This window comes from Bradyrhizobium sp. BLXBL-03, from assembly GCF_051853015.1.
Taxonomy (GTDB): Bacteria; Pseudomonadota; Alphaproteobacteria; order Rhizobiales; family Xanthobacteraceae; genus Bradyrhizobium; species Bradyrhizobium manausense.
Genome location: NZ_CP182470.1, coordinates 564,116 through 588,998 on the forward strand (window position 1 = coordinate 564,116; position 24,883 = coordinate 588,998).

Below are 24,883 nucleotides of genomic sequence, written 5' to 3' on the forward strand. Positions count from 1 at the left end.
GAACCGGTCGACACTGAAGGTTTCTTACGGCGATCTCCGGGTCAAGGCGGAAGGTTCCGACCTGAGGAAGGGCGCGCATGCCGCGTGCGAAGCGAATTCAAACGGCGAAAACCGCTGGGACAGCTGCCTCGACGCCATCGCGCCGCGACGCTTTCGTGGCCGGCGACATCGTCTCCGTCATCAGACAAAGTGCTCCTGATCTCAGTCCCTCGGAGCAGCGCGTTGCCATGGCGCTGCTGGCTGACGTTGAGTTTGCCATTCACGCTAGCAATGCGGAGCTGGCGCGCAGCGCGCGCGTCAGTGAACCGACAGTGACCAGGTTCAGCCGCTCCGTTGGCTGTCGTGGCGTCCGTGACCTCAAGGTGAGGCTGGCCCAAGCGATGGCGGTTGGGCGGATTTACCTTGAACTGCCTCCGCATGTCGGCACGGATCTGGCGCGTCCTGCGCTCTGGCGCTCGGTGTTCCAGGAAATTCGCCGCGCCATTGCTGCCGCCGAAGAGGGGCTGCAGAGAGAGGACGTCGAGAGGGCTGCCGAAGCCATCTCCCGCTGTTCGAAACTTGCCGCGTTCGGCGTGGGTGGCGGCTCGACCCTTGCGGCGATGGAGGTTCAAAATCGCTTCTTTCGTCTTGGGATCGCCGTCTCGCACAGCTCCGACCCGAGCTTGATGCGCATGATCGCCGCAACCTTTGGCCGGGACGATGTCGTGGTCGCCATCTCGACCACCGGAATGGCGAAGGAGGTGATCGAGGCAGCCGGTATCGCCAAGCAATACGGTGCTCTTGTTGTCGCGATCACCAAGCCGCACAGCAGGTTGGCCTCGATCGCCGATATCGCACTTGGCGTGCACGTGCCCGAAGCGCCCGATGCGCTCAAGCCGACTGCGTCGCGCTATGCCCTTCTTGCGGCCATCGATCTGCTCGCCTCATCGACGGCCTATTGCAAGCCGCTCGAAGCCCAGACCCGGATGCGCCGGATCAAATACGAGCTGCTGAAGGGCGCCGACGGGAATTCAAATGGGCCGCTCGGTGACTGAACCGCCGCAGTGGTTAATCCATATTGACTCGAAGTTTAGCCAATTCACCAACAACCATTAGGGTTACTTCCTCGATCTCTAAGCGAATTATTGTCCGCTTTACCACCCGCCTCTAACAGAGGGACGGCGGACAACGCACATGCCTCATCCAGGCCAATAAGTGCGGCCCGCTCCCCTGCGGAGGTGGTACGATGCGCAACGAGACGATCGCAATTCACGCCGGCTACGAGCCCGAAGCCACCACGCATGCGGTCGCCGTGCCGATCTACCAGACCGCCGCCTACGCCTTCGACAGCGCCGATCACGGCGCCGCGCTGTTCAATCTCGAGGCCGAAGGTTTTCGTTACAGCCGCATCGCCAATCCGACCAGCGCCGTGCTGGAGAAGCGCATCGCCCAGCTCGAAGGCGGCGTCGGCGCGCTTGCGGTCGCGACCGGCCAGGCTGCGCTGCATTTTGCTTTCGTCAACGTCGCCGATCATGGCGGCAACATCGTCTCCGTGCCGCAGCTCTATGGCACCACCCACACGCTGCTGTCGCACATCCTGCCGCGGCAGGGCATCACCGGCCGCTTCGCCGAGAGTGATGCGCCCGAGGCGATCGCCAGGCTGATCGACGAGAACACCCGCGCCGTGTTTGCCGAGACCATCGGCAATCCCGCCGGCAATGTCTGCGACATCGAGGCCCTCGCAAAAATCGCGCATGCCCATGGCGTGCCGCTGATCGTCGACAACACCGTCGCAACGCCGATCCTGCTCAAGCCGTTCGACTACGGCGCCGACATCGCCGTGCATTCGCTGACCAAGTTCCTGGGCGGCCACGGCACCACGCTCGGCGGCGCCATCGTCGATTCCGGAAATTTCCCCTGGGCCGAGCATGCCGACCGCTTCCCGGCCTACAACAGGCCGGATGCCTCCTATCACGGCCTCGTCTATGCCGAGCGCTTCGGCAGGACCGCCTATATCGAGCGCGCGCGCAGCGTCTATCAGCGCACCATGGGTTCGGTGCTGTCGCCGTTCAACGCCTTCCTGCTTTTGCAGGGGATCGAGACCGTGGCGCTGCGCATGGAGCGCCATTGCGAGAACGCCCGCAAGGTCGCCGAATTCCTGCGCAACGATCCACGCGTCGCCTGGGTCAACTATACCGGCTTCCCGGATAGCCCCTATTATCCGTTGGTCCAGAAATATCTCGACGGCAACGCCTCCTCGCTGTTCACCTTCGGCATCAAGGGCGGCATGGAAGCCGGCAAGGCTTTCTACGACGCGCTGAAGCTGATCACGCGTCTCGTCAATATCGGCGACGCCAAGTCGCTGGCCTGCCATCCAGCCTCGACCACGCACCGCCAGATGTCGGCGGAGCAACAGCGCGCTGCCGGCGTTCTGCCGGAGACCATCCGTCTCTCGATCGGCATCGAGCACGCCTCTGATATCATCGAGGACATCGATCAGGCGCTGGAAAAGGCCTGTCCGGCCGCGCGTCTCCAGGCCGCGGAGTAAGCAATCGGGCCGATGAGCATCTTGATCGCCAGGGATCAAGGGATCGCAAGCCCGGCGCTGGTTCCGGCCGAGGGCGACCTCGCGCGCGATCATGCGGGTGCTGCACTCACCATCGGGCTGATCAACAACATGCCGGATGCAGCGCTGAAGGCGACCGAGCGGCAGTTCATGAAGCTGCTGCAGGCCGCCGCGGGGCCGCGCCGCATCCGCTTCCACTGCTTCTCGCTGCCGTCCGTGAAGCGTTCGCCGGAAGCGAAATGGCATGTCGACAGCGAATATTCCGATCTGGTGGATCTCAAGCACCAGAAATTCGATGGCCTGATCGTGACAGGCGCCGAACCCATCGCGCCGGACCTCGACCAGGAACCGTACTGGCGCGATCTCACCGAACTGATCGACTGGGCCAGGGTCAATACGCGCTCGACGATCTGGTCGTGCCTCGCCGCCCATGCCGCGGTGCTGCATCTTGATCGCATTGAACGGCAGCGGCTGCCGTCGAAATGCCATGGCATCTTCGACTGCGAGGCCGTGACCGGCGACCCGCTGACCCGCGATGCGCCGGCGCCGCTCAAGGTCTCGCATTCGCGTCTGAACGAGGTGACCGAGAGGGATCTCGCACAGGCCGGCTATCAGGTGCTGACCCGGTCGGCCCAAGCTGGCGTCGACGTTTTCGTCAGGCAATATGCCAGCCGCTTCGTGTTCTTCCAGGGCCATCCCGAGTATGACGCGCTGTCGCTGCAGCGCGAATATCTGCGCGACATCGGTCGTTATCTTGCGCGCGAGCGGGAGGTCTATCCCGCCCTCCCGGTGAGCTATTTCGACGCGGCGACCGAAGAGAAACTCGCGCGCTTCGAGAAGCGCGCGAAGCATCAGCGTCATCCGGCGCTGACCAACGACTTGCCTGCGCTGACCTTGCGGACAGATATCGCGGCCGGTAGCGCCGCGGCGGCGTTGTTTCGCAATTGGTTGCGATATCTCGGTGCGGAGGCGGATGCTCCACTGCCCGCGCCTTTAACCTCGGAGCCTCCGGTTCCGCGTTAGGATTACCCAACCGTTAAACTTGCGTCACACCCCGCGCAAATGTTTCAGTGCAGACATACAGAGTCACAGGGAATGCACTCGTGCTGTCGAGCCTCAACGGACGCTTGAGCAATCGGCTGGCCCGGCATTTCCGCGCCACGCCGCACCGCTTGCCGACACATGCACCGATGGTGAGCTTCACCTTCGATGACGCGCCCGATAGCGCCGCAGGCGAGGGCGCCGCGCTGCTGGAAGCCCATGGCGGCCGCGGCACGTTCTATATCGCGGGCAGCCTGATCGACCAGCCCGACGATCATTGGCGTGGCCTGTCGAACGATGCGATCGTGCGTCTGCACCAGGCTGGTCACGAGATTGGCTGTCATACCTTCTCGCATCTGCGCGCGGTGGATCTTGATGAGAGCGCGATGGCGCGCGAGATCGAGCTGAACCGTAGCCATTTCCGCGGCATCGACTCCTCGATCCGGCTTGAGAATTTCGCCTATCCCTATGGCCTCGCTTCGGTCTGGCGCAAGCCGCAGCTCGCCAGGATCTTCCGCTCGGCGCGGGGCATCCTTCCCGGCGTCAACAGCGACGTGATCGATCTCCAGTTCCTGCGCGCTTCGCCCCTGGTCAATTGCGAGATCGATACGGATGGGGTGGACCGTTACTTCGACGACGCCGTTGCGAGCGGTGGCTGGTTGATCTTCTACGGCCACGACGTCGCCGATGCGCCGAGCCCCTATGGCTGCACACCGGCCCTGCTGCACCACGCGCTGGAGGCGGCCGAGAAGCGCAGCATGCCGATCGTGACGGTCGCCGAGGCCTTGCGCAGGATCGGGGCGTAGAAGGGAAACACGGCGCCTTGCCGCCCAAATCGCCTTGCAACGTCCCCGCCGTCATGCGACTTGCGTCGTGACGAATCTCTCAAACCCCGACGCGCCCATGTCCGCCCCTTCCACCGCTCCGCTGCCAGCCTCGGCCGATGGCCGCGATGCGCTGTCGGTGCTGCATTCGGTGTTCGGCCTGCCGGGCTTTCGCGGCGCGCAGGGCGAGATCATCCGTCATGTGACCGACGGCGGCAATTGCCTGGTGCTGATGCCGACCGGCGGCGGCAAGTCGTTGTGCTATCAATTGCCGTCGCTGTTGCGCGAAGGTTGCGGCATCGTGGTCTCGCCGCTGATTGCGCTGATGCGCGACCAGGTCGCGGGCCTGATCGAGGCCGGCGTCAATGCCGCTGCGCTGAACTCGTCGCTGTCGTTCCAGGAGGCCTCCGAGATCGAGCGCCGTCTGATCGCCGGCGATCTCGACCTGCTCTATGTCGCGCCGGAACGGCTGGTCACGCCGCGCTGCCTGTCGATGCTGGCGCAGGCCAAGGTGGCGCTGTTTGCGATCGACGAAGCGCATTGCGTCTCGCAATGGGGCCACGATTTCCGGCCTGAATATGTCGGCCTCTCCGTCATCGCCGAGCGCTTTCCCGATGTGCCGCGCATCGCACTGACAGCGACTGCGGATGAACTGACGCGGAAAGAGATCGTCCAGCGCCTCCAGCTGACCGACAGCCCGCAATTCGTCTCCAGCTTCGACCGGCCCAACATCCGCTACGAGATCGTCGACAAGCGCAACGCGGTGTCGCAGCTCAAGGATTTCATCCGGGAACGCCATGCCGGCGACGCCGGCGTGGTCTATTGCTTGTCGCGCAACCGTGTCGAAGAGGTCGCAGCTGCGCTGGATGACGCAGGCATTGCGGCGCTGCCTTATCACGCCGGGCTCGACAGCCAAGTGCGCTCGCGCAACCAGGACCGCTTCCTCAACGAGGACGGCATCGTCATTGTCGCGACCATCGCCTTCGGCATGGGCATCGACAAGCCCGATGTGCGCTTCGTCGCCCATCTCGATCTGCCCAAGAGCATCGAGGCCTACTACCAGGAGACCGGTCGTGCCGGTCGTGACGGCAAGCCGTCAGCGGCCTGGATGGCCTACGGGCTGTCCGACATCGTGCAGCAGCGCCGCATGATCGACGAGTCCAGCGGCTCCGACGAGTTCAAGCGCGTGTCGATCGGCAAGCTGGACGCGCTGGTTGGTCTCGCCGAGACCGCGCAGTGCCGGCGCAAACGGCTGCTCGCCTATTTCGGCGAGACGGTGATGGCCGAGAATTGCGGCAATTGCGACAATTGCCTGACGCCGCCCAAGCTGCGCGATGGCAAGGTGCTGGCGCAAAAGCTGCTGTCCTGCGTCTATCGCACCGGGCAACGATTCGGCGCGATGCATCTGATCGACGTGCTGATCGGGCGTCCGACCGACAAGGTGACGCAGTTCGGCCACGACAAATTGTCGGTGTTCGGCATCGGGCGCGAGCTGAACGAGAGGCAGTGGCGCACCGTGCTGCGGCAGCTGGTGGCAATGGGCCATTTGCGGGCTGACAGCGAGGCCTTCGGCGCGCTGAAACTGACCGACTCGGCGCGCGGCGTGCTGCGTGGGGAGACCGAGGTGTGGCTGCGGGAGGAGGCGCCTGGCACGCGCGTCCGCGCCAGCCGCGCAAAGTCCCGCCGCGGCGACCTTGCGCCGGCTGCCGGCGCGCCACAAGGCGATGTCGATCCCGAATTGCGCGCGCGGCTACGGTCCTGGCGCTCGGATGTGGCGCGCGAGCGCGGCGTGCCCGCCTATGTCGTGCTGCACGATGCCACCATTGACGGCATCGTGCGGGCCTGGCCGACCACGCTCGACGAGCTGCGCAATGTCCCCGGCATCGGCGACAAGAAGCTCGAGCATTACGGCGAGGAGCTGTTGCAGATCGTCAGGGCGCGGTAGGCGCGCCCCGATCTCCCCACATCGTCATCCCGGACAAGCGCGCCCAAAGCGCGCGCGCAGATCCGGGATTCATAACCACGGACTGAGGCACGTGGCATGCTGGTTGCCCCAGCGCGCTTCAACAATTGACGGCTGGGGTAATGGGTCCTGGCTTTCGCCAGGACGAGGTTGGTGAGGATGCGCGAGTAGAGCCTCTCACCCGTTCCGGAACGCGTATCCGTAGCCGTTCAACGCAGGTGCGCCGCCGAGATGGGCGTAGAGCACCTTCGCGCCCTTCTCGAAATAGCCCTTCTTGGTCAGGTCGATCAGGCCCTGCATCGATTTACCTTCATAGACAGGGTCGGTGATCATCGCTTCCAACCGCGCGGTGAGGCGGATCGCTTCCTTGGTCTCCTCCGACGGCACGCCATAGGCGGGATAGGCGTAGTCCTCGATTAGAACGACGTCGTCTGCAACAATGTCCTTGCCGAGCTCGACGAGTTTTGCGGTGTTCTGCGCGATCGAGAGTACCTGCGCCTTGGTTTGCGCCGGGGTGAACGATCCATCGATGCCGATCACCTTTCGCGCGCGGCCGTCGGCGGCGAAGCCGACCAGCATGCCGGCATGGGTCGAACCGGTGACGGTGCAGACGATGATGTAGTCGAACTTGAAGCCGAGCTCTTTCTCCTGCTTGCGCACCTCTTCGGCGAAGCCGACATAGCCGAGCCCGCCGAATTTGTGCACGGAGGCGCCGGCCGGAATGGCGTAGGGCTTGCCGCCGGCGGCCTTCACGTCCTCGACCGCCTGCTCCCAGCTCTTGCGGATGCCGATGTCGAAGCCGTCGTCGACCAGGCGCACGTCCGCGCCCATGATGCGCGAGAGCATGATGTTGCCGACGCGGTCATAGACGGCGTCCTCGTGGGGGACCCAGGCTTCTTGCACCAGCCGGCACTTCATGCCGATCTTGGCCGCGACGGCCGCGATCATGCGGGTATGGTTCGACTGCACGCCGCCGATCGAGACCAGCGTGTCGGCATTGGAGGCGATCGCATCGGGAATGATGTATTCGAGCTTGCGCAGCTTGTTGCCGCCATAGGCAAGGCCCGAATTGCAGTCCTCGCGCTTGGCGTAGATCTCGACATTGCCGCCGAGATGTTTCGACAGCCGCTCGAGCTTCTCGATGGGGGTCGGGCCGAAGGTGAGCGGATAGCGCGCGAATTTGTCCAGATTCATGGGATCATCCCTGATGGCGTTATGGCTGGGACGTGACTAGCAATTCGCCGGAAAAAGGTGCTTTCGAATATTGCGCCAATATTGCGCGTAATCTTGCTAAAGATACGGTGGAAGCTAAGATTCCTTCCGAGAATATCCCGTAATCCGGAAGTTCCTTCCATGTCCGCACGACTCGATCGTATCGACCTCAAGATGTTGAGATTGCTGCAGAATAACGGCCGGCTCAGCAACGCCGAGCTGGCCGAAACTGTCGCGATCAGCCCCGCCACCTGCCATCGCCGCACCCAGCGCCTGTTCGAGGACGGCTTCATCGCCACGGTTCGCGCGATGGTGGCGCCGAAGAAGGTGGCCAAGGGCACGCTGGTGATGGTCGGCGTGGTGCTCGACCGCTCGACCCCGGAGAGCTTTGCGACGTTCGAGCAGGCGATTGCCAAGTTGAAATTCGTGCTCGACTGCCACCTCGTCGCCGGCGATTTCGACTACTTCCTCAAGATCCGCGTCGGCGACATGGAGGATTTCAACCGTATCCATGGCGAGCAGCTGATCGCGCTGCCGGGCGTCCGCCAGACCCGCACCTTCTTCGTGATGAAAGAAGTCGTCGACAACGCGCCGCTGGAGTTCTGAGCGGTGTCGAGCGATCACGGACGACTCCTGCTCTGAGCCGGGCGCGGAGCACCGAGGCGCTCCACACCACTAGCAAAATCGCACGGTCGTCACGGCAACTTCACTTGCCATGTGAGCGCACGCGAGCGACGGTCGCCGCTTCTCAACGAGGAGAATCCGCCGTGCGCCTTCCCATTCTCGATCCGAAAGAGCTGAGCGACGAGCAGAAGCCGCTCTATGCCGACATGCAAGCGGGCATCAAGGACCACTTCAAGGGCTTCGTGAACATGCGCGACGACGGCGCGCTGCTCGGTCCCTGGAATCCCTGGATCCGCGAGCCGCGCTTCGGCAAGCCGGTGTGGGAGCTGGTCAAGGCGATCGCGTCGAACCCGCTGCTGCCCGCGCCGGTGCGTGAGGTCGCGATCCTTGTCACCGGCTCGCATTTCCGCTCCGGCTACGAGCTCTACGCCCATGTGCTGGTCGCCGAGCAGCGCGGCCTCTCCGACGAGAAGCTCGCGACCATCGTCTCCGGGCAGCGGCCGGTCGATCTTACCAAGCAGGAAGCCGTCGCCTACGACATGGCGTCCGCGCTGGTCAGCGGTGGCGTTCTGCCCGAGCTGACCTATCGGGCCGCCGTGAAGGAGTTCGGCGAGCACGGCGCCGCCGAACTGTCCTACCTGGTCGGGATCTATTGCATGGTCTCGGTGACGCTGAATACGTTCGACGTGCCAGTGCCCGAGCCCGAATAGAAGCAGCTCGCGACGATCACTCCGCCGCCCTGTTTGCAGACGGCGGAGGATTCCAGGCGATGCAGCGATTGCGGCCCTCATTCTTGGCCTGGTAGAGCGCCTGATCGGCCGCGCCCATCAGCGCGTCGATGCCGGACATGCTGACGCTGGCCTCGGCAATGCCGATGCTGACGGTGACACCGAACTGCGCCTGATGCGCGTTCAGCCGGATCGCCATCGCGCGCTTGCGGATTCGTTCGGCGACGAGCTTGGCGCGCGACAGGCTGGTCTCGGGCAGCAGCACCGCGAACTCCTCGCCGCCGACGCGGCCGACGAGATCGGACTTGCGCTTGCCCTCGTTGCATGCGGCTGCGACGGCCTTGATCGCTTCGTCGCCGACCGCGTGACCGTAGCGGTCGTTGACCGACTTGAAATGATCGATGTCGAGCATCAGGACCGAGACCGAGCGGTAGTAGCGCTGGAAGCGACTCCATTCCGCATCGAGCGCCCCCAGGAAATGCCGACGGTTGTACAGACCCGTGAGCGGATCGGTGGTCGCCAGCCGCTCCAGCATGGCGGCTTTGTTGGTGAGATCGGTGATGTCGACATAGGTCAGCATCCGGCCGCCGTTTGCCATCGTGGTGCAATGGGCCCTGACCCGCCGCCCGTCAGGCGTCTGAAGGTCGCGCACGTGATCGCCGGCCCTAACCTCGGCAACGCGCTTGCCGGGGAATTTTGCCAGCTCGCCCGCCGGCAGGTCGGGCGCGCTGGCGCGCTGGGCGCGGCTCACCAGCGACGCATACGCCGGGCGGGCGGCGGCTTCCTGTTCGCTCACCTCCCAGAACCGGCGCATCCGCAGATTCATGAAGCTCGCGTTCAAGCCGGAATCGAGCAGGAGAACGCCGTCCTGAACATTCTCCAGCGCATCCCGCAACAGCTTCAGCTCGTCCGAGGCGCGCACAATGTCGGTGACCGGCGTATAGGTCAGCATGCGTCCGCCGTCCGGCAATGGCGTGCATTGGACGCGCACGACATCGCCATTGGTTCGGCGCACGTCGACAGGCGTCGGATCACCAGCCTCGATCACGCGGACACGCTCCATCACGTGGGCTTCGAGGGCAGGATCCGGCACCTCGTAGGCCCCGATGTCGCGCCCGTGATGAAGCAGCGTGAGAATGGAGGGATTGCTGTCGGCAACCTCTTCTGGCAGATGCCACATCTGGCGGAACGATCGGTTGATGAGGCGCGCCCTGAGATGGGCGTCGAGCAGCACGATTCCGGTCGGCACGTGATCGAGGGCCACACGCAGGGCCAGCATTTGGGCGCGCAGCAGCGCATCGGGCGAGCGCCCCTGTTCGTCGCTGGCTGGGCGATCGATAGCCTCCGGCGGCTCGAAGGCAACGCCGACCTGGCGGTCCGATCGCCAGATCACCCGGCAGCTCAGGATGATATCGCGCCCCTGAAGCCTGAGCTGGAACCGGTCGGGCACGCCGAGGCCGCTTTCCATCTCGAGTGTCGCGGCCTCTTCGGATAGCCGGCGCACGACGCAGTCGATCGACGATTGGCCGAAATTGAAGAAGATTTTCCCGGCAAGGAACGTCCGTTCCGTGACCAAGCGGGACATTGCAGTCTCCAGGGCGAAAACACGAAGCGAAAAGCCGAATGAGTGTCGCGCAAGGTTACTTCCGGCAACGTAACGCGCTCGATGTTTTTGGATGAAGCTTAACGGCCGGTTGACGCGGAATTTACAAGAAATCACCACGTCTCGCGGTCAGTTGCGCACGGCATAAAGCGGCGTGCGCAGCGTCAGCTGATAGGACGGCTTCGGCATCCACGCGATCTGGGCGGTGATGCCGAACAGACGGTTGTCGTTGTCGTCCATGCGGTCGAGGTCGAGCCGCAGGATCGGCTGGGTGAAGGGCTCCGCCAGGGTCCGGCGCGCAAGCTGCGCGCCGCCGAATGACTGCACGCCGAGGCGTCCGGTGAATTTCCAGTTGCTCGGCCATTGGTAATAGCCGCCGGCATAAAGGATCGTGTTCGGCTTGATCCGGGCGAGCTGGCTGGCGATGTCGGTGTGGGTGTATTGCACGCCGGCGAGCCAGCCCCGCGTCTCGTCCTCGTCCAGTGCGTAGTCGAATTCCAGCACGTGGTTGATCGAATTCGTCATGCCCTGTTCGTTCGGCACCGACTGCGTCAGGGTGGATTGCAGTGTGATGGTCGGGATCTTGCCGCCGTTCTGCTGATGGAGATCGGCCTGCACGCCGATATTCCAGCTGGTGATGTCGAAGGACGACCAGCCGCCACCGATATCCGCCGACGAGCCTGATACACCGCCATAGAGCGACACGCGATCGCTGACATCCACGGTCAGCGGCAGGTCGACGGCGATCGATCTTGCCGCCGGCAAGCCGCTCGGCAAGGTCACCCCGCGCTGCGTCGCCAGCGCCTCGAATGCGGCCGAGAGTGAGCTGTTGCCGAAGCCGAGCCCGAACGTCCCCGCCGGGATCGTCGCATAAGTGGTACGGAGATCGAGATAGATATTCGGGACGGCAGGCTTTGCCGGCGTGTCCTCCTCATCAGCGGCGCAGGCGGCGCCTGCCGAGGACGTCAGACAAAGCAGTCCCACCGCGATCGTGCGCCAGGCCAGACGATCAATTGGGTTGCGATGAGACACGTGACAATCCGGCGCGTGGCACTCTGGTGACGGAATTGCTCGCTAGATGGAACGTGATCGTTCGTGGGGTCAAGGTCTATCCGTGGGCCATGGACGATGCGGATGTACGCGGTTACCCTGCCGTGATCGCACCGACACACTCGCCCGCCAGACTGCCGACAGGGCAATTGAAGGACGCCAGCCATGAATCCGTCACGCCGCATCCTGCTCACTGGCCTGGCCGGGCTTGCCATGGCTCCGACGGCGGTGGCCGCTGCGCCGGTGCCGGCGGCTGGCAACGCGACCGTTGCCGAGGAGCGCTTCGCGCGCATGATTGCCGCAGCCCATGCGTCCGACGTCACCTGCGTCGAGCAGGCCGAGCGCTATGCGGATGCGCACTGGCCGGAGTATGTCGCTGCGGCGCGGGCCGTGCTCGACGCACGCGCGTGATTGGCGCGCTTATTTCACCACCGCACGCCGCACCTGCTCGCCGATCTGCGACAGCACCAGCTGCGCCTGCGGTAGAATCGCGCCCATGGCGTGGAAATTGTGGACCATGCCGTCATGACAGACGTGCTCGACCGCGACGCCGGCGGCGAGCAGCTTGCGCGCATAGGCATTGCCCTCGTCGCGCATCGGGTCGAATTCAGCGGTGTGGATGATTGCAGTCGGCAGGCCCGCGAGCCGCGTCGCGCGCAGCGGCGAGATACGGGGATCGGCGGCATCCAGGCCCTCGGGCAGATAGTCGGACAGGTCAGCCTCGATGGTGGCGCGGTCGATCAGGTGTCCCTCCGCGAAGGCCTCGCGCGAAGGTGATACCTCCTCGAAATCCAGCACCGGGCAGATCAGGCATTGTGCGGCGATGGAGAGGCCGACGCTCTGCGCCGCCTCCTGGCAGACGATCGCTGCGAGCGTGGCACCAGCAGAATCGCCGCCGACAACCAGCCGTTCGGCATCGATGCCGAGTGTTTCAGCCTCGCGCGCAACCCATTCAGTCGCCGCGACCGCGTCGTCGACGGCAGCGGGATATTTGTGCTCAGGCGCGAGACGGTAGTCGACCGACACGAGACGGCAGCCGGTCGCATGCGCCAGCGCCGCCGCGATCCGGTCATGCGTCGCGATGCTGCCGGCGACGAGCCCGCCGCCATGAAAGAAAACGAAGCCCGGCGCGCGGGAGCCGGCAGATGCCGGCGAATAGAGTCGATAGGGCAGCTCTCCGCCGGGGCCGGGCAGCACGCCGTCGGAGGCGGTCACATCAGGCGCCTCGGCGCGCGCAAATTGCATCAGCTTGGCCAGCGATTGCCGCCGCGCTTCGACGCTCGGCCGGCTCCGCGCCTGCGGCGCAGCTGCGGCCATCATGGTCAGCAGGCGCTTGGCGAGTGGATCGAGCGGCATGGGAAACTCCGTGACATCCAGGTATTATAGCCGGTTTGGTGGCGATGTTGTCTCAACCTCCGTCCGGGGCAAGAGTTGATGCTTCGCCGCAGCAAATCGTTTAGAAATTGGGACAATAGTGCCCGGATATTTTTCGAGGGAGGCCTGTCATGGCCGAGATCAAGAAGCCGATCGACTATTCGCCGAGCTGGACCTTCTTCGAAGGCAAATGGCACGACGGCAATGTGCCGATCATGGGGCCGCGTACCCATGGCGCCTGGCTCGGCTCGGTGGTGTTCGACGGGGCGCGCGCGTTCGAGGGCGTTGCGCCCGATCTCGACCGTCACATCGCCCGCGCCAATCAATCCGCGATCAATTTCGGCCTCAAGCCGGTGGTCGATGCCGACACCTGGCTGGCGCTCGCCAATGACGGCATCGCGCGGTTCGCGCCGAATTCCGAGCTGTATATCCGTCCGATGTATTGGGCGCAGAATGGCGTCGGGGGCGGCGTGCTGTTCGACCCCGAGACCACCAATTGGTGCCTGTGCATCTACGAGGCGCCGATGCCGAAACCGACAGGCAGCGCGATCACGCTGTCGCCGTTCCGCAGGCCCACCGCCGAATGCGCGCCGGTCGATGCGAAAGCGGCCTGCCTCTATCCGAACAATTCGCGTGCCCTTGCCGAAGCCGCCTCGCGCGGCTTCCAGAACGCGCTGATGCTCGACCTGCTCGGCAACGTTGCCGAGTTCGGCAATTCCAACGTGTTCATGGCCAAGGACGGTGTCGTCTTCACGCCGGCGCCGAACGGCACCTTCCTCAACGGAATCACGCGCCAGCGCGTGATCAGCCTGCTCCGTGCCGCCGGCGCCACCGTGGTCGAGACGACGCTACGCTATCAGGACTTTCTCGCCGCCGACGAGATTTTCTCGACCGGCAATTTTGCCAAGGTCGCACCCGTGATTCGCATCGACGAGCGGGAGCTGCAGCCGGGTCCGTTCTACACCAAGGCGCGCAAGCTGTATTGGGACTTTGCCCATGCGGTGAAGCTGGCGGCATAGGCGCTGCCGCACACTCCGTCCTTGCGAGCGCAGCGAAGCAACCCAGAGCCCCCTCTGCGGAGACAGTCTGGATTGCTTCGCTGCGCTCGCAATGACGAGTTCGCGGAGCCTGCGATTTTCCTTACGAGCGCCGTCGAAACCGGCTGAACTGAAACGCCTGGGTCGAATGCCACGGCGTCGGATGCATCTCGCTGCGCGTCTCGACCAGCTCGAACGCAGGCCCGAGCTCGCTTGAAAGGCTGGCGCTGTCATGCCGCTGCACCGGCAGGCCGCTGCATTTCTCCGGGCCGTCAGGCGCGAACGTCGCGATGATCACCTGTCCGCCTGCCGCAACCGCCGATCGCAGGCGCTCGACATAGGCAGCGCGGTCGGCCGGATCGGTCAGGAAGTGAAACGCGGCGCGATCGTGCCAGACGTCGTAGCTCTTCACCGGCTGCCATGTCGTGGCGTCGGCCACGATCCAGTCGACCGCTGAGGCGGCCGCACCGATTCGCTTCTTTGCCGCATCAAGCGCATTGACGGAGAGATCCAGCACCGCGATGTCGCGATATCCGTCTTGCAGCAGCGCATCGACCAGCCGCGACGCGCCGCCGCCGACGTCGATGATGGCAGCATTTTGATCGGGACTGGCCGCGCGGATCATCTCGAGCGAGATCGCCGGGCTGTCCTGAAACCAGCTGACCTCGGTCTCGCCCTTGGTGGCGTAGACATTCTGCCAATGCGTGGTGCGGTCGGACATGGTGGCTCCGGCCTTGACCGGCATGGCGGCGCGCTGTTGGCGATGCCGCTATTAATTTGCAGTACGCGCGCCCGCGGCTCGCGGACGCGCCAGTGCGAACGAGAGACTACTCGTCCTTCTTCGACATCCGCTCGAGGCGTTCCTGCATGTCCTTCATCTGCTGGCGCAGGTCGTCGATGTTGGTGTCTTTGGCGGGCTCGGCATTCGCGTCGGGCTCCGGTTCCGGAGTGGCCGAGCGCGCAGGCGTCGCAAACGGCTTGAACATCGAGAAGGTCTGCTGGAACAGTTCCATGTTGCGGCGGACCTGCTCTTCCAGCGGCGCGAAGGGCGTGCCTGATAGCGTGTTGGCGATCTGCTTGCGGAACTTCTCCTGCTCCTGGGTCAGCGTCGCGATCGACTGCTCCAGATATTTCGGCACCACCATCTGCATGCTGTCGCCATAGAAGCGGATCAGCTGACGCAGGAAGGTGGTCGGCAAGAGGTTCTGGCCGGCCTTGTTCTCCTGCTCGAAGATGATCTGGGCGAGCACGGAGCGGGTGATGTCGTCGCCGGTCTTGGCGTCGTAGACTAGGAAATCTTCGCCATCCTTGACCATGGCGGCGAGATCCTCGAGCGTCACATAGGTGCTCGTTCCGGTGTTATAGAGCCGGCGGTTCGCGTATTTCTTGATCGTGGTGGGTTGGTCTGATTTCGCCATGGGCTCTCACTTGCAAGCGCGGAGAACGGGAACCTTGCGGCCATGCCGCAGGGCGGGACGAGTACGCAACGCAACAAAGTAAGCATTTTCAACGGGAGCACGCCACCGTTTTGTGCGGCACGGTTAATTGCGCAGCAAAAACTTGCTTGCGAAAGCACCAGGAACGCTATTTTGAATGCGGTGCGGCATTGACATGCCTCAACGACGTTAACAGGATGCCGGACGAGACTGACGGGCCTTTTCCTGCGCCCGCCCGCCCCCTCGACACAGAACCTCAAGCCCCAGGAGATGCCCATGTCAGACGATGTCGTCATCGTCAGCGCCGCCCGCACCCCGGTCGGAAGCTTCAACGGAGCCTTCGCGACCCTTCCCGCACATGACCTCGGCGCCGTCGCCATCAAGGCCGCGCTGGAGCGCGGTGGCATCGAGCCCGGCCGGGTCTCGGAAGTCATCATGGGCCAGATCCTGACCGCGGGTCAGGGCCAGAACCCCGCCCGGCAGGCCTCGATCGCGGCCGGTATCCCGGTCGACAGCCCGGCCTGGGGCGTCAACCAGCTCTGCGGCTCAGGCCTGCGCTCGGTGGCGCTCGGCTATCAGGCGCTGGTGAACGGCGATTCCGACATCGTGGTCGCCGGCGGCCAGGAATCCATGAGCATGGCCCAGCACGCCCAGCACCTGCGCGGCGGCGTCAAGATGGGAGCGCTCGAATTCGTCGACACCATGATCAAGGACGGCCTGTGGGATGCCTTCAACGGCTACCACATGGGCAACACCGCCGAGAACGTGGCCAAGCAATTCCAGATCACCCGCGCCCAGCAGGACGAGTTCGCAGTCGCTTCGCAGAACAAGGCCGAGGCCGCGCAGAAGGCCGGTAAGTTCAAGGACGAGATCGTTCCGGTCACCATCAAGACGCGCAAGGGTGACGTGGTCGTCAGCGACGACGAATATCCACGCCACGGCGCAACCCTCGATGCGATGGGCAAGCTGCGCCCGGCCTTCGAGAAGGACGGCACGGTGACGGCCGGCAACGCATCCGGCATCAATGACGGCGCCGCTGCCGTGGTGCTGATGACCGCAAAGCAGGCGGCCAAGGAAGGCAAGAAGCCGCTCGCGCGCATCGTGTCCTGGGCGCACGCCGGCGTCGATCCGAAGATCATGGGCACCGGCCCGATCCCGGCCTCACGCCTTGCGTTGAAAAAGGCCGGCTGGAGCGTCGGCGATCTCGACCTGATCGAGGCCAACGAGGCGTTCGCGGCGCAAGCCTGCGCCGTCAACAAGGACCTCGGCTGGGATACCTCCAAGGTCAACGTCAATGGCGGCGCGATCGCGATCGGTCACCCGATCGGCGCTTCCGGCGCGCGCGTGCTGGTGACGCTCCTGCACGAGATGCAGAAGCGCGATTCCAAGAAGGGCCTCGCCACGCTGTGCATCGGCGGCGGCATGGGCATCGCAATGTGTCTCGCGCGAGACTGAAACTGACACTTGACTGACGGGTGCGCTGCACACGCAGGCAGAGTGCGATGCACGCGATTAAAAAGGCGGCGGTTGCAAATCAAATATTCTTCGCAACCGCGCCAGCCTCGACTAAATACAAACGCCCGGCTCAACGCCGGGCGTTTTGTTCTTGATGTCCGTCAAACCAACCGCATAATCCATCGCTAAAAACGATCGCTCAGAAACGTCCGAAGAGTCCAAGGGAAGGAATACGATATGGCAAGAGTTGCATTGGTGACGGGTGGTACGCGGGGCATTGGAGCTGCGATCAGCAAGGCGCTGAAGGCGGCCGGCTACAAGGTCGCGGCGAGCTACGCCGGCAACGACGCGGCGGCGGAGAAGTTCAAGGCCGAGACCGGTATTGCCGTCTACAAATGGGACGTCAGCAGCTTCGATGCCTGCGCCGAGGGCGTAAAGAAGGTCGAGGCCGATCTCGGGCCGGTCGAGGTGCTCGTCAACAATGCCGGCATCACCCGCGACACCGCCTTCCACAAGATGACGCTCGAGCAGTGGAACGCCGTCATCAACACCAATCTCGGCTCGCTGTTCAACATGACGCGGCAGGTGATCGAGGGCATGCGTTCGCGCAAGTTCGGCCGCATCATCTCGATCTCGTCGATCAACGGCCAGAAGGGCCAGTTCGGCCAGGTCAACTATTCCGCGGCGAAGGCCGGCGACATCGGCTTCACCAAGGCGCTCGCGCTCGAGAACGCCAAGGGCGGCATCACCGTGAACGCGATCTGCCCCGGCTACATCAACACCGAGATGGTGCAGGCCGTGCCGAAGGACGTCCTGGAGAAGAACGTGATTCCGCAGATTCCGGTCAACCGGCTCGGCGAACCGGAGGAGATCGCCCGCGCGGTCGTGTTCCTCGCGGCCGACGAAGCCGGCTTCATCACCGGCTCGACGCTGTCCATCAATGGCGGCCAGTATCAGGCCTGATAGGGACATCAAGCCTGTAGCGCCAGCCGCGACAAGGCGATAGTGAAGACGCAAATGCCCGGCCTTGCGCCGGGCATAAGCGTCCTCAGAGCCTTTGATCGATGACCCCGCGCACCGCCACACTGATCGGATTGACCGCGATCCTGATGTGGTCGCTGCTGTCAGTGATGACGGTGGCGACCGGCAAGATTCCGGCCTTTCAGCTCGCCGCCATGACGTTCGCGATCGGCGGCCTCATTGGGCTCCTCACCTGGATCGGCCGTGCTGATGCCGCGAAGAGCCTGCGGCAGCCGCTGGTGGTGTGGGTCGTCGGCGTCGGCGGCCTGTTCGGCTATCACGCACTGTATTTCCTCGCGCTGCGCTTTGCCCCGCCCGCCGAGGCGGGCCTTCTCAATTACATGTGGCCGCTGCTGATCGTGCTGTTCTCGTCCTTCCTGCCGGGCGAGCGGCTCGCCATGCATCACATCGTCGGTGCGGTGCTCGGCCTCGTCGGCACGGTGCTGCTGTTTGCCGGCAATACGTCAGGCTTCGCGCCGGGCGCGGTGCCGGGATTGATCGCGGCCTTAATCGCCGCCTTCGTCTGGGCGACGTATTCGGTGCTGTCGCGGCGATTGAAGGCCGTGCCGACCGATGCGGTCGCCGGCTTCTGTCTCGCCACATCGCTGCTCGCCGCGCTGATGCATGGTCTGCTCGAGACCACGGTATGGCCGGAGACCATTTTGCAATGGCTCGCCGTGATCGGGCTCGGCATCGGCCCGGTCGGTGCTGCCTTCTACGCCTGGGACGTCGGCATGAAGCGCGGTGACATCCGCGTGCTTGGCGCCGCGTCCTACGCGACGCCGCTGCTATCGACCGGCTTCCTCATTGCAGCCGGCTTTGCCAAAGCCAGCGCCAACATCGCGGTCGCCGCCATCCTGATCGCCGGCGGCGGCCTGATCGCCGCAAAGGACATGGTACTGCGGAAGCGATGAGAGTCTACGGCTCCCAGCCCTTCGGCGCGAGCTCGAACTTTGCGAACTCGAACGCCGGCGCCACGGTGCAGCCGACCAGCGTCCACTCGCCAGTGGTTTCCGCCATTTGCCAGGCGTGCGCCGGCACGATGGCCTGCGGCCGCTCGCCGCTGACGAGATCGGTGCCGAGCCGCACCTCGTGCTGGGAGCAGCCCTCATGGGCGATGCGCAGCATCAAGGGACTGCCGGCATAATAGTGCCAGGTCTCGACCGCATCGATCCGATGCCAGTGCGAGCGCTCGCCGCGCGCCAGCAGGAAGTAGATCAGCGTCGAGCGTGACCGGCCGTTGGCGTCGGTGGCCTGGTCGCGAAAGGTCTCGCGGTAATGGCCGCCCTCGGGATGCGGGCGGAGTTCGAGGCGCGCGATGATCTCGGCTGCGGTCGGCATCGATCCCCGGCAGGATTTATTGTTCAAGACTTTGCGTCAGGACTTGTTCTTGCGCTCGCGCAACTCGCCGAACACTGCGGCGGCATCCGCGCCCTTCATGTGAAGCCTGGCTGCGACCGCCGGTTCATCAGCGCGCAGGAACACGTTTGCTCGCTTCTCATCTCCAAGCAGCGAGGGAATCGTCGGCTTGTTCTCCGCCCGCAGCTTCGCAACCTCGGCCGCCCGTGCCTGCAGCGCCGCATTGTCGGGCTCCACGGTGAGTGCGAATTTGACGTTGGACGCCGTGTATTCGTGGCCGCAATAGAGCTTGAAGTCGTCGGGGAGCGCCCGCAGCTTCAAGAGCGAGTCCCACATCATCGGATAGTTGCCCTCGAACACCCGGCCGCAGCCGATCGAGAACAGCGTGTCGGCGGCGAACAGCGTCTTCTCGGTATCGAACACGTAGGAGATGTGATCGAGCGTGTGACCGGGCGTTTCCAGCACGCGCCCCAGCAACGAGCCGACCTTGACCACGTCGGCATTGGCAACGCGCAGATCGACATTGGCGATCTTCGTCGTCTTGTCATGCGGCGCGACGACGCGGCAATTGTATTTCTGCTTGAGCTCGGCGACCCCGCCGACATGATCGCCATGATGATGGGTGATCAGGATGTCGGTGAGCTGCCAGCCCTCACGCTCCAGCGCCCTGATGATGGGGCCGGCTTCGGGGGCGTCGATCGACGCGGTTGCCTTGGTTTCCACATCGTGGATCAGATAACCGAAATTGTCGTTTAAACAGGTGAAAGTACGAATTTCGGCGGCCATGACATCTCCATCGCGCTCAGCCCCGCCAGACAAATATGGCGTTAACGTTGCGCAGGCAATGCAATATTGAGCGCGCAGCCGCGCCCCAGCGCATGTTACATTGCCCTTATGACCATCGACGTCGTCGACCTCAGAGAATTCTATTCCCGCCGTCTCGGCATCGTGGCGCGGCAGATGATCAATCGCGGCATCAGGGAACGCTGGCCGGGCGCCGAGGGCCAGCGCGTGCTCGGCATCGGCTACCCCACGCCCTATCTCGGATTGTTCCGCGAGGACGCGGAGCGCTGTATCGCCTTCATGCCGGCAGCGCAGGGCGTGCTCAAATGGCCGACCGGGCGGCCCGCGCTGGCCGCGCTGGTCGATGAGTTCTCGCTGCCGCTTCCCGACGCTGCGGTGGACCGCATCCTGCTGATCCATGCACTGGAGATGTCGGACGATCCGGCCGCGCTGCTGCGCGAGGTGTGGCGGGTGCTGTCGCCCTCAGGGCGCGTCATCGCGGTGATTCCGAACAGGCGCGGCGTCTGGACGCGGAGCGACAACACGCCGTTCGGCCACGGCCGTCCCTATTCGCGCTCGCAGATCACGGACCTGTTGCGCCAGACCTGGTTCACGCCGACCGGCTGGGGCGAGGCGCTGTTCATGCCGCCTTATGCCGGCCGCTGGGTGCTGAAGTCAGCGCAGATGTGGGAGCGGGCTGGAGCGGCGCTGTCGCTGCCCTTCGCCGGCGTCCACATCGTCGAAGCGACCAAGCAGGTCTATCGCGCGATCCCCGCCAAGCGCGAACGTGCCAGGCTGATTCCCTCGCTGGCGAAGCCGGTGCTGGTGCCGTCCTCGACCACGGTGAGGCGGGGCTGAAAACAAATCGTCCCGGCGAGGCCGGGACGATTGCAATCCATCACATCGGAAGTGTGGCTTACTCGCCCGGGGCGAGATCGTCGCTGGTCGCGGCCGGAGCGGCCTCGCGCTCGGGACGCGGGCCGCCATGCGGCCGGCGGCGTCGCCGCGGATAACGCTCGCCCCCGCCGCCATTGCCACCTTCGAAGCCGCCGGGCGCCCCGGTGGTCTGCGGCTGCGCGCCGGTGATGAAGGACGGCAGGCGATCGACGCTGCCGGCATCGGCGACGACAGGTTGCGGCTGGTTCTGCGGCTGCGGCTGCTGGTGATATTGCGGCTGCGGACGATGGTCGCGCTCGCGATGTTCGCGCGGTTGCTGATCGCGCTGATAGGGCTGCTGGTTGTCGCGCTGCTGGTAGTCACGCTGGTGATCGCGCTGGCCGTCGCGGTCGCGCATGAAGGGCTGTTGCTGCGGCGGCTGCGGAACGAAACCCGGCTCCTGGCCGAAGGCCGAGAAATTATCGCCGTCGTCCTCGCCGTCATCGCTGCTGGTGTTGATGGGCTCTTCGCCGCGTGGTTGCTGGTTCTGGCGGAACTGCTCCTGGGCCGCCGCGATCAGGCGGAAGTAGTGCTCGGCATGCTGGTAGTAGTTTTCGGCGGCAACCGGGTCGCCCGAGGAGCGGGCGTCGCGCGCCAGCTGAAGATATTTTTCGGCGATGTGGGAGGCAGTGCCGCGGATCTTGATGTCGGGGCCGTTCGATTCGTAGACCCGGGTCATCGGGTTCTGGCCGCGTCGGTTGTTGTTATTGTTGTTGTTGCGGTTGCGCATCCGCTGCTTGTTCTGACCGTTTCTCATGTCCTGCCTTTAATTCCAGCCCTAGAGGTTGCACGCATTACTGATTGCTAGGAGTGCGACAAGGGTCCACAGGCCTCACGCGCACCGCGCGCAAGTGCGGTTTGAACCCTGCCAATGTTCGTCGGCCGTCGCGTTCAACAAAGACGCGTTCCCCACCCGCCAGCATCCATTGCCAGCGAACCCATTCATATCGCCTGCCGAAACAAGCCCAGCTTTGTTGCGTAAGTCTTCAAGCGCAATATCAGGCTTTCGTTCACGTTGCGGTCGGAGAGCAGCGCAGCTCTACTGGCCATCGCGCTCAACAGGACCTGCGGCTTGGAACCTATAATCAGTAAAGCTCTCGCCCGAGAGCCCGGCTTTCGCCCGTAGGTCTACGGGGCCGGCACCGATGTGTTGACCGGAACGTAGTCGTTCCCACGGGATATTCCAAGAGGTTTTTCGAGCCCAATCCGGCTTTTATGGGGGCATTTTTCGGGCCGAGACGGCCCTGGGAATGCCCGCCAGGTCAGCCTTGGGGGGCCGGTCCATCGATAACGCGGCAGCTGCCATTAAGGTTTCAATCATCGGCGCCTGTCCCTGGCCGGCCTCGACGATCAGCGCCCCGCCGGGGGTGAGCAGGCCGGCTGCCTGGGGAATCAGGGCACGGTAGGCATCGTATCCGTCATTGCCGCCATCAAGCGCCAGGTGCGGATCGTACTCGCGGACCTCGATGCCCAATTTCGGAATCTCCCCTGCGGGAATATAGGGCGGGTTGGACACGATCAGATCGAACGGGCCGCGAAGGGCCGCCGCATACGAGCAGGCGACGAAGCTGGCGCGGTGGGCAAGGCCGAGGGCGGCGGCATTGACCCTGGCGGTATGAAGCGCGGTCAGGCTGAGATCGGTGCCGACACCAAAGGCTTCGGGAATCTCGTGCAGCAGCGCAAGCAGGATCGCGCCCGATCCGGTGCCGATATCGGCGATAACAGGCGGATGAGAGCGACCGAGCTCGCGAAAATGCTCGAGTGCACGCTCGACCACCGTCTCGGTATCGGGTCGGGGGACCAGGGTTGCTTCCGACAAACGAAACGGCAGACCCCAGAATTCCCTGATGCCGAGAATGCGGGCGACCGGCTCATGTGCGAGCCTTCGCTGCGCGTACCCTTCGAGCCGCGCTGTCTCCTCTGGCGTGAGCGGTCGCGCCGCCTCCGTGATCAGGCCGGTCAGATCGAGCCCCAGTGCAGCGCCAACAAGCAGGCGCGCATCGAGGGACGGCTCCTCGACGCCGGCCGATTGCAGCAGCGCCGACAGCGCACGTCGCGCGCTCTCGATGCTCTGTCCGGGATCAAAGCCTGTCGCCAAGGGGAACCATCCTGCCTGGCATCGTGGATAGATCGGCTGCCTTGCTTGCGTCAACGGAAACGAGCGCGCTTGACTGTGCAGCGCAGGAGGGACGTCCCCATCGGATAGCTGTGCATCCGTGACATCGGCCGGTTGGTCCGGCTACGGCCGCTTGCTACTTTAGGCTAAGCCTCCCGCGACGGCGGGCGGCACGGTCGAGGCAGGCATGGCTCAAGCCAAGAGGGCGCAGCGGTTGAAGGTGGTGGCATCGGCGAGGCGCAGCACGATGCGTGACTCCGATTACGCAGCACTGGCGCAGTTTCGCTACCAGATCCGAAGCTTTCTGGCATTCAGCGAGGCGGCCGCCGCCGTACAGGGATTGACGCCGACGCAACATCAGGCGTTGCTCGGCATCAAGGGCTTTGTCCGCCCCGGCCCGGCAACCGTCGGCGACGTCGCGAAATTTCTGCTGATCCGGCATCACTCCGCTGTCGAGCTGATCAATCGCCTCGAAAAGCAGGGCCTTGTCGCTCGCCTCGCCGATCCGGAGGATGCCAGGCGCGTGCATCTCAAGCTGACGAAAAAAGGCGAGCAGAAGCTCCAGGCGCTCTCGCGCAAGAACCTCGAGGAGCTCCGCCGCGCCGCGAGCCCGGCGCTGAGCCGTCTGTTGAAATCCTTCGGAGCGCCCGGCGAGGCCTGAACGCCCCGCGGCCTGTCAGGCCGCTGCGCCCTGTGCGGCGAGCTGCGCGGCCTGGTGCTCGGTGGTCAGCGCATCGGTGAGTTCGCCGAGCGCTTCGCCTGATATCACCTGCGGCAGCTTGTAGAGCGTCAGATTGATGCGGTGGTCGGTAACGCGGCCTTGCGGGAAATTATAGGTGCGGATGCGCTCGGAGCGGTCGCCGGAGCCGACCTTCTCCTTGCGCTCGGCCGAGCGTGCGGCATCGACGCGCTGCCGCTCGGCATCGTAGATGCGCGAGCGCAGGATGTTCATCGCCGAGGCGCGGTTCTTGTGCTGCGAGCGGCTGTCCTGCATCATCACCACGATGCCGGTCGGGATATGGGTGATGCGGATCGCCGATTCCGTCTTGTTGACGTGCTGGCCGCCGGCGCCTTGCGCGCGCATGGTCTCGATGCGCAGATCCTCGTTCTTGATGTCGACGTCGACATCCTCGACCTCGGGCAGCACCGCGACGGTGGCCGCCGAGGTGTGGATGCGCCCCTGCGTCTCGGTGTCGGGCACGCGCTGCACCCGGTGCACGCCGGATTCGAATTTCAGCTTCGAGAACGCGCCGCGGCCCTGCACCTCCGCGATGATTTCCTTGTAGCCGCCGACAGTGCCTTCGCTCGCCGAGATCACCTCGACCTTCCAGCCCTGCAAGGCGGCGAAGCGCTCGTACATCCGGAACAGATCGCCGGCGAACAGCGAGGCCTCGTCGCCGCCGGTGCCGGCGCGGATTTCCAGCACGACGTTGCGGTCGTCCATGGCGTCCTTGGGCAGCAGCGCGATGCGGATCTTCTGGACCAGCTCCTCGATCTTCGGATTGAGCTCGTCGCGCTCGGCTTCGGCCATGCTGCGCATCTCGGCATCGGTCGCGGGATCGGCGATCAGCGCCTCGGTGTCGGCGAGCTCCTTGACGGCAGAGCGATACGTCTTCACCGCCTCGATCAGCGGGGTGATCTCGGCGAGCTCGCGCGTGACCTGGACGTAGCGCTCGGAGGAGAGCTGTCCGAGCGACTCGGCCTCGAGGGACGCGTGATGCGCGAGCAGGAGGTCCAGTTTGGCTTCGGGGAGTGACGACATGGTTCAGTCTCGAAT

Annotated in this window: 25 protein-coding genes; 14 read left to right on the forward strand and 11 right to left on the reverse strand. The window is 64.5% G+C overall.

The window, feature by feature from the left end; translation table 11 throughout:
* The first annotated feature begins 77 nt into the window (after positions 1 to 77).
* The 5 genes from ACNJX9_RS02650 to recQ all read left to right on the forward strand — a co-directional run bounded on the left by ACNJX9_RS02650 (position 78) and on the right by recQ (position 6,355).
* Positions 78 to 1,034 carry a MurR/RpiR family transcriptional regulator gene (locus tag ACNJX9_RS02650; RefSeq protein ID WP_439407718.1) on the forward strand — a complete coding sequence of 319 codons (957 nt, stop codon included), beginning with the start codon at positions 78 to 80 and terminating at the stop codon, positions 1,032 to 1,034.
* Positions 1,035 to 1,225: 191 nt separating this feature from the next.
* On the forward strand, positions 1,226 to 2,527 hold the full coding sequence (locus ACNJX9_RS02655) for an O-acetylhomoserine aminocarboxypropyltransferase/cysteine synthase family protein (RefSeq protein ID WP_057748166.1): 1,302 nt from the start codon (positions 1,226 to 1,228) through the stop codon (positions 2,525 to 2,527).
* Between the two features lie 12 nt (positions 2,528 to 2,539).
* Positions 2,540 to 3,568 carry a homoserine O-succinyltransferase MetA gene (metA, locus tag ACNJX9_RS02660; RefSeq protein ID WP_439407719.1) on the forward strand — a complete coding sequence of 343 codons (1,029 nt, stop codon included), beginning with the start codon at positions 2,540 to 2,542 and terminating at the stop codon, positions 3,566 to 3,568.
* An 80-nt stretch (positions 3,569 to 3,648) separates the two neighbouring features.
* The gene (locus tag ACNJX9_RS02665) at positions 3,649 to 4,392 is read left to right on the forward strand and encodes a polysaccharide deacetylase family protein (RefSeq protein ID WP_057748161.1); all 744 of its coding nucleotides are present in this window, start codon (positions 3,649 to 3,651) and stop codon (positions 4,390 to 4,392) included.
* A 97-nt stretch (positions 4,393 to 4,489) separates the two neighbouring features.
* Positions 4,490 to 6,355, forward strand: coding sequence for a DNA helicase RecQ (recQ, locus tag ACNJX9_RS02670; RefSeq protein WP_439407720.1), 1,866 nt, complete (start codon positions 4,490 to 4,492; stop codon positions 6,353 to 6,355).
* 195 nt (positions 6,356 to 6,550) lie between these two features.
* On the opposite strand, the gene ACNJX9_RS02675 is transcribed toward recQ, so the two are convergent.
* A complete protein-coding gene (locus ACNJX9_RS02675) occupies positions 6,551 to 7,567 on the reverse strand; it encodes a 1-aminocyclopropane-1-carboxylate deaminase (RefSeq protein WP_057748155.1) in 1,017 nt (338 codons plus the stop codon).
* 159 nt (positions 7,568 to 7,726) lie between these two features.
* Between ACNJX9_RS02675 and ACNJX9_RS02680 the strand changes: the two genes are divergently transcribed.
* Together ACNJX9_RS02680 and ACNJX9_RS02685 are read left to right on the forward strand one after the other, a co-directional pair.
* Complete coding sequence (locus tag ACNJX9_RS02680; RefSeq protein WP_057748152.1) at positions 7,727 to 8,191, forward strand: Lrp/AsnC family transcriptional regulator; 465 nt, start codon at positions 7,727 to 7,729, stop codon at positions 8,189 to 8,191.
* 161 nt (positions 8,192 to 8,352) lie between these two features.
* Positions 8,353 to 8,919 (forward strand): carboxymuconolactone decarboxylase family protein, encoded by a 567-nt coding sequence (locus ACNJX9_RS02685; RefSeq protein ID WP_057748148.1) that lies wholly within the window; start codon positions 8,353 to 8,355, stop codon positions 8,917 to 8,919.
* A 16-nt stretch (positions 8,920 to 8,935) separates the two neighbouring features.
* On the opposite strand, the gene ACNJX9_RS02690 is transcribed toward ACNJX9_RS02685, so the two are convergent.
* Together ACNJX9_RS02690 and ACNJX9_RS02695 are read right to left on the reverse strand one after the other, a co-directional pair.
* Positions 8,936 to 10,522, reverse strand: coding sequence for a sensor domain-containing diguanylate cyclase (locus ACNJX9_RS02690; RefSeq protein WP_439407721.1), 1,587 nt, complete (start codon positions 10,520 to 10,522; stop codon positions 8,936 to 8,938).
* Between the two features lie 147 nt (positions 10,523 to 10,669).
* Positions 10,670 to 11,572: a hypothetical protein gene (locus tag ACNJX9_RS02695; RefSeq protein WP_439407722.1), complete on the reverse strand. Its 903-nt coding sequence runs from the start codon at positions 11,570 to 11,572 to the stop codon at positions 10,670 to 10,672.
* 183 nt (positions 11,573 to 11,755) lie between these two features.
* Between ACNJX9_RS02695 and ACNJX9_RS02700 the strand changes: the two genes are divergently transcribed.
* Positions 11,756 to 12,001: a hypothetical protein gene (locus ACNJX9_RS02700; RefSeq protein WP_057748140.1), complete on the forward strand. Its 246-nt coding sequence runs from the start codon at positions 11,756 to 11,758 to the stop codon at positions 11,999 to 12,001.
* 9 nt (positions 12,002 to 12,010) lie between these two features.
* Here the strand turns inward: ACNJX9_RS02700 and ACNJX9_RS02705 are convergent, their stop codons facing one another.
* Positions 12,011 to 12,946, reverse strand: a complete 936-nt coding sequence (locus ACNJX9_RS02705; RefSeq protein ID WP_057748135.1) for an alpha/beta hydrolase — start codon at positions 12,944 to 12,946, stop codon at positions 12,011 to 12,013.
* Between the two features lie 149 nt (positions 12,947 to 13,095).
* On the opposite strand from ACNJX9_RS02705, the gene ACNJX9_RS02710 reads away from it, so the two are divergent.
* Positions 13,096 to 13,983 carry a branched-chain amino acid aminotransferase gene (locus ACNJX9_RS02710; protein WP_439407723.1) on the forward strand — a complete coding sequence of 296 codons (888 nt, stop codon included), beginning with the start codon at positions 13,096 to 13,098 and terminating at the stop codon, positions 13,981 to 13,983.
* A 121-nt stretch (positions 13,984 to 14,104) separates the two neighbouring features.
* Here ACNJX9_RS02710 and ACNJX9_RS02715 read toward each other — a convergent pair whose 3' ends face one another.
* Positions 14,105 to 14,722: a class I SAM-dependent methyltransferase gene (locus tag ACNJX9_RS02715; protein ID WP_439407724.1), complete on the reverse strand. Its 618-nt coding sequence runs from the start codon at positions 14,720 to 14,722 to the stop codon at positions 14,105 to 14,107.
* A 106-nt stretch (positions 14,723 to 14,828) separates the two neighbouring features.
* Positions 14,829 to 15,419, reverse strand: a complete 591-nt coding sequence (gene phaR, locus ACNJX9_RS02720) for a polyhydroxyalkanoate synthesis repressor PhaR (protein ID WP_057747408.1) — start codon at positions 15,417 to 15,419, stop codon at positions 14,829 to 14,831.
* A gap of 294 nt (positions 15,420 to 15,713) precedes the next feature.
* Here phaR and ACNJX9_RS02725 point away from each other — a divergent pair, with 294 nt between their 5' ends.
* From ACNJX9_RS02725 to yddG, 3 genes are all read left to right on the forward strand, one after another.
* Positions 15,714 to 16,892 carry an acetyl-CoA C-acetyltransferase gene (locus ACNJX9_RS02725; RefSeq protein ID WP_057747409.1) on the forward strand — a complete coding sequence of 393 codons (1,179 nt, stop codon included), beginning with the start codon at positions 15,714 to 15,716 and terminating at the stop codon, positions 16,890 to 16,892.
* Between the two features lie 237 nt (positions 16,893 to 17,129).
* Entirely contained in the window at positions 17,130 to 17,855 is a 726-nt protein-coding gene (phbB, locus tag ACNJX9_RS02730) for an acetoacetyl-CoA reductase (RefSeq protein WP_057747410.1), read from the forward strand.
* A gap of 101 nt (positions 17,856 to 17,956) precedes the next feature.
* Positions 17,957 to 18,826: an aromatic amino acid exporter YddG gene (gene yddG / locus ACNJX9_RS02735; RefSeq protein ID WP_439407725.1), complete on the forward strand. Its 870-nt coding sequence runs from the start codon at positions 17,957 to 17,959 to the stop codon at positions 18,824 to 18,826.
* A 4-nt stretch (positions 18,827 to 18,830) separates the two neighbouring features.
* Here the strand turns inward: yddG and ACNJX9_RS02740 are convergent, their stop codons facing one another.
* Together ACNJX9_RS02740 and gloB are read right to left on the reverse strand one after the other, a co-directional pair.
* Complete coding sequence (locus ACNJX9_RS02740) at positions 18,831 to 19,253, reverse strand: cupin domain-containing protein (protein ID WP_439407726.1); 423 nt, start codon at positions 19,251 to 19,253, stop codon at positions 18,831 to 18,833.
* Positions 19,254 to 19,289: 36 nt separating this feature from the next.
* A complete protein-coding gene (gene gloB, locus ACNJX9_RS02745; protein ID WP_439407727.1) occupies positions 19,290 to 20,057 on the reverse strand; it encodes a hydroxyacylglutathione hydrolase in 768 nt (255 codons plus the stop codon).
* A 108-nt stretch (positions 20,058 to 20,165) separates the two neighbouring features.
* On the opposite strand from gloB, the gene ACNJX9_RS02750 reads away from it, so the two are divergent.
* Positions 20,166 to 20,912, forward strand: a complete 747-nt coding sequence (locus ACNJX9_RS02750) for a methyltransferase domain-containing protein (RefSeq protein WP_057747414.1) — start codon at positions 20,166 to 20,168, stop codon at positions 20,910 to 20,912.
* Between the two features lie 58 nt (positions 20,913 to 20,970).
* Here the strand turns inward: ACNJX9_RS02750 and ACNJX9_RS02755 are convergent, their stop codons facing one another.
* Both ACNJX9_RS02755 and prmC read right to left on the reverse strand, forming a co-directional pair.
* Complete coding sequence (locus ACNJX9_RS02755) at positions 20,971 to 21,747, reverse strand: DUF4167 domain-containing protein (RefSeq protein WP_439407728.1); 777 nt, start codon at positions 21,745 to 21,747, stop codon at positions 20,971 to 20,973.
* A gap of 456 nt (positions 21,748 to 22,203) precedes the next feature.
* Positions 22,204 to 23,088 carry a peptide chain release factor N(5)-glutamine methyltransferase gene (gene prmC, locus ACNJX9_RS02760; RefSeq protein WP_439407729.1) on the reverse strand — a complete coding sequence of 295 codons (885 nt, stop codon included), beginning with the start codon at positions 23,086 to 23,088 and terminating at the stop codon, positions 22,204 to 22,206.
* Between the two features lie 205 nt (positions 23,089 to 23,293).
* On the opposite strand from prmC, the gene ACNJX9_RS02765 reads away from it, so the two are divergent.
* On the forward strand, positions 23,294 to 23,767 hold the full coding sequence (locus ACNJX9_RS02765; RefSeq protein WP_439407730.1) for a MarR family transcriptional regulator: 474 nt from the start codon (positions 23,294 to 23,296) through the stop codon (positions 23,765 to 23,767).
* A gap of 15 nt (positions 23,768 to 23,782) precedes the next feature.
* On the opposite strand, the gene prfA is transcribed toward ACNJX9_RS02765, so the two are convergent.
* The gene (gene prfA, locus ACNJX9_RS02770) at positions 23,783 to 24,868 is read right to left on the reverse strand and encodes a peptide chain release factor 1 (protein WP_271620682.1); all 1,086 of its coding nucleotides are present in this window, start codon (positions 24,866 to 24,868) and stop codon (positions 23,783 to 23,785) included.
* Positions 24,869 to 24,883 lie beyond the last annotated feature (15 nt).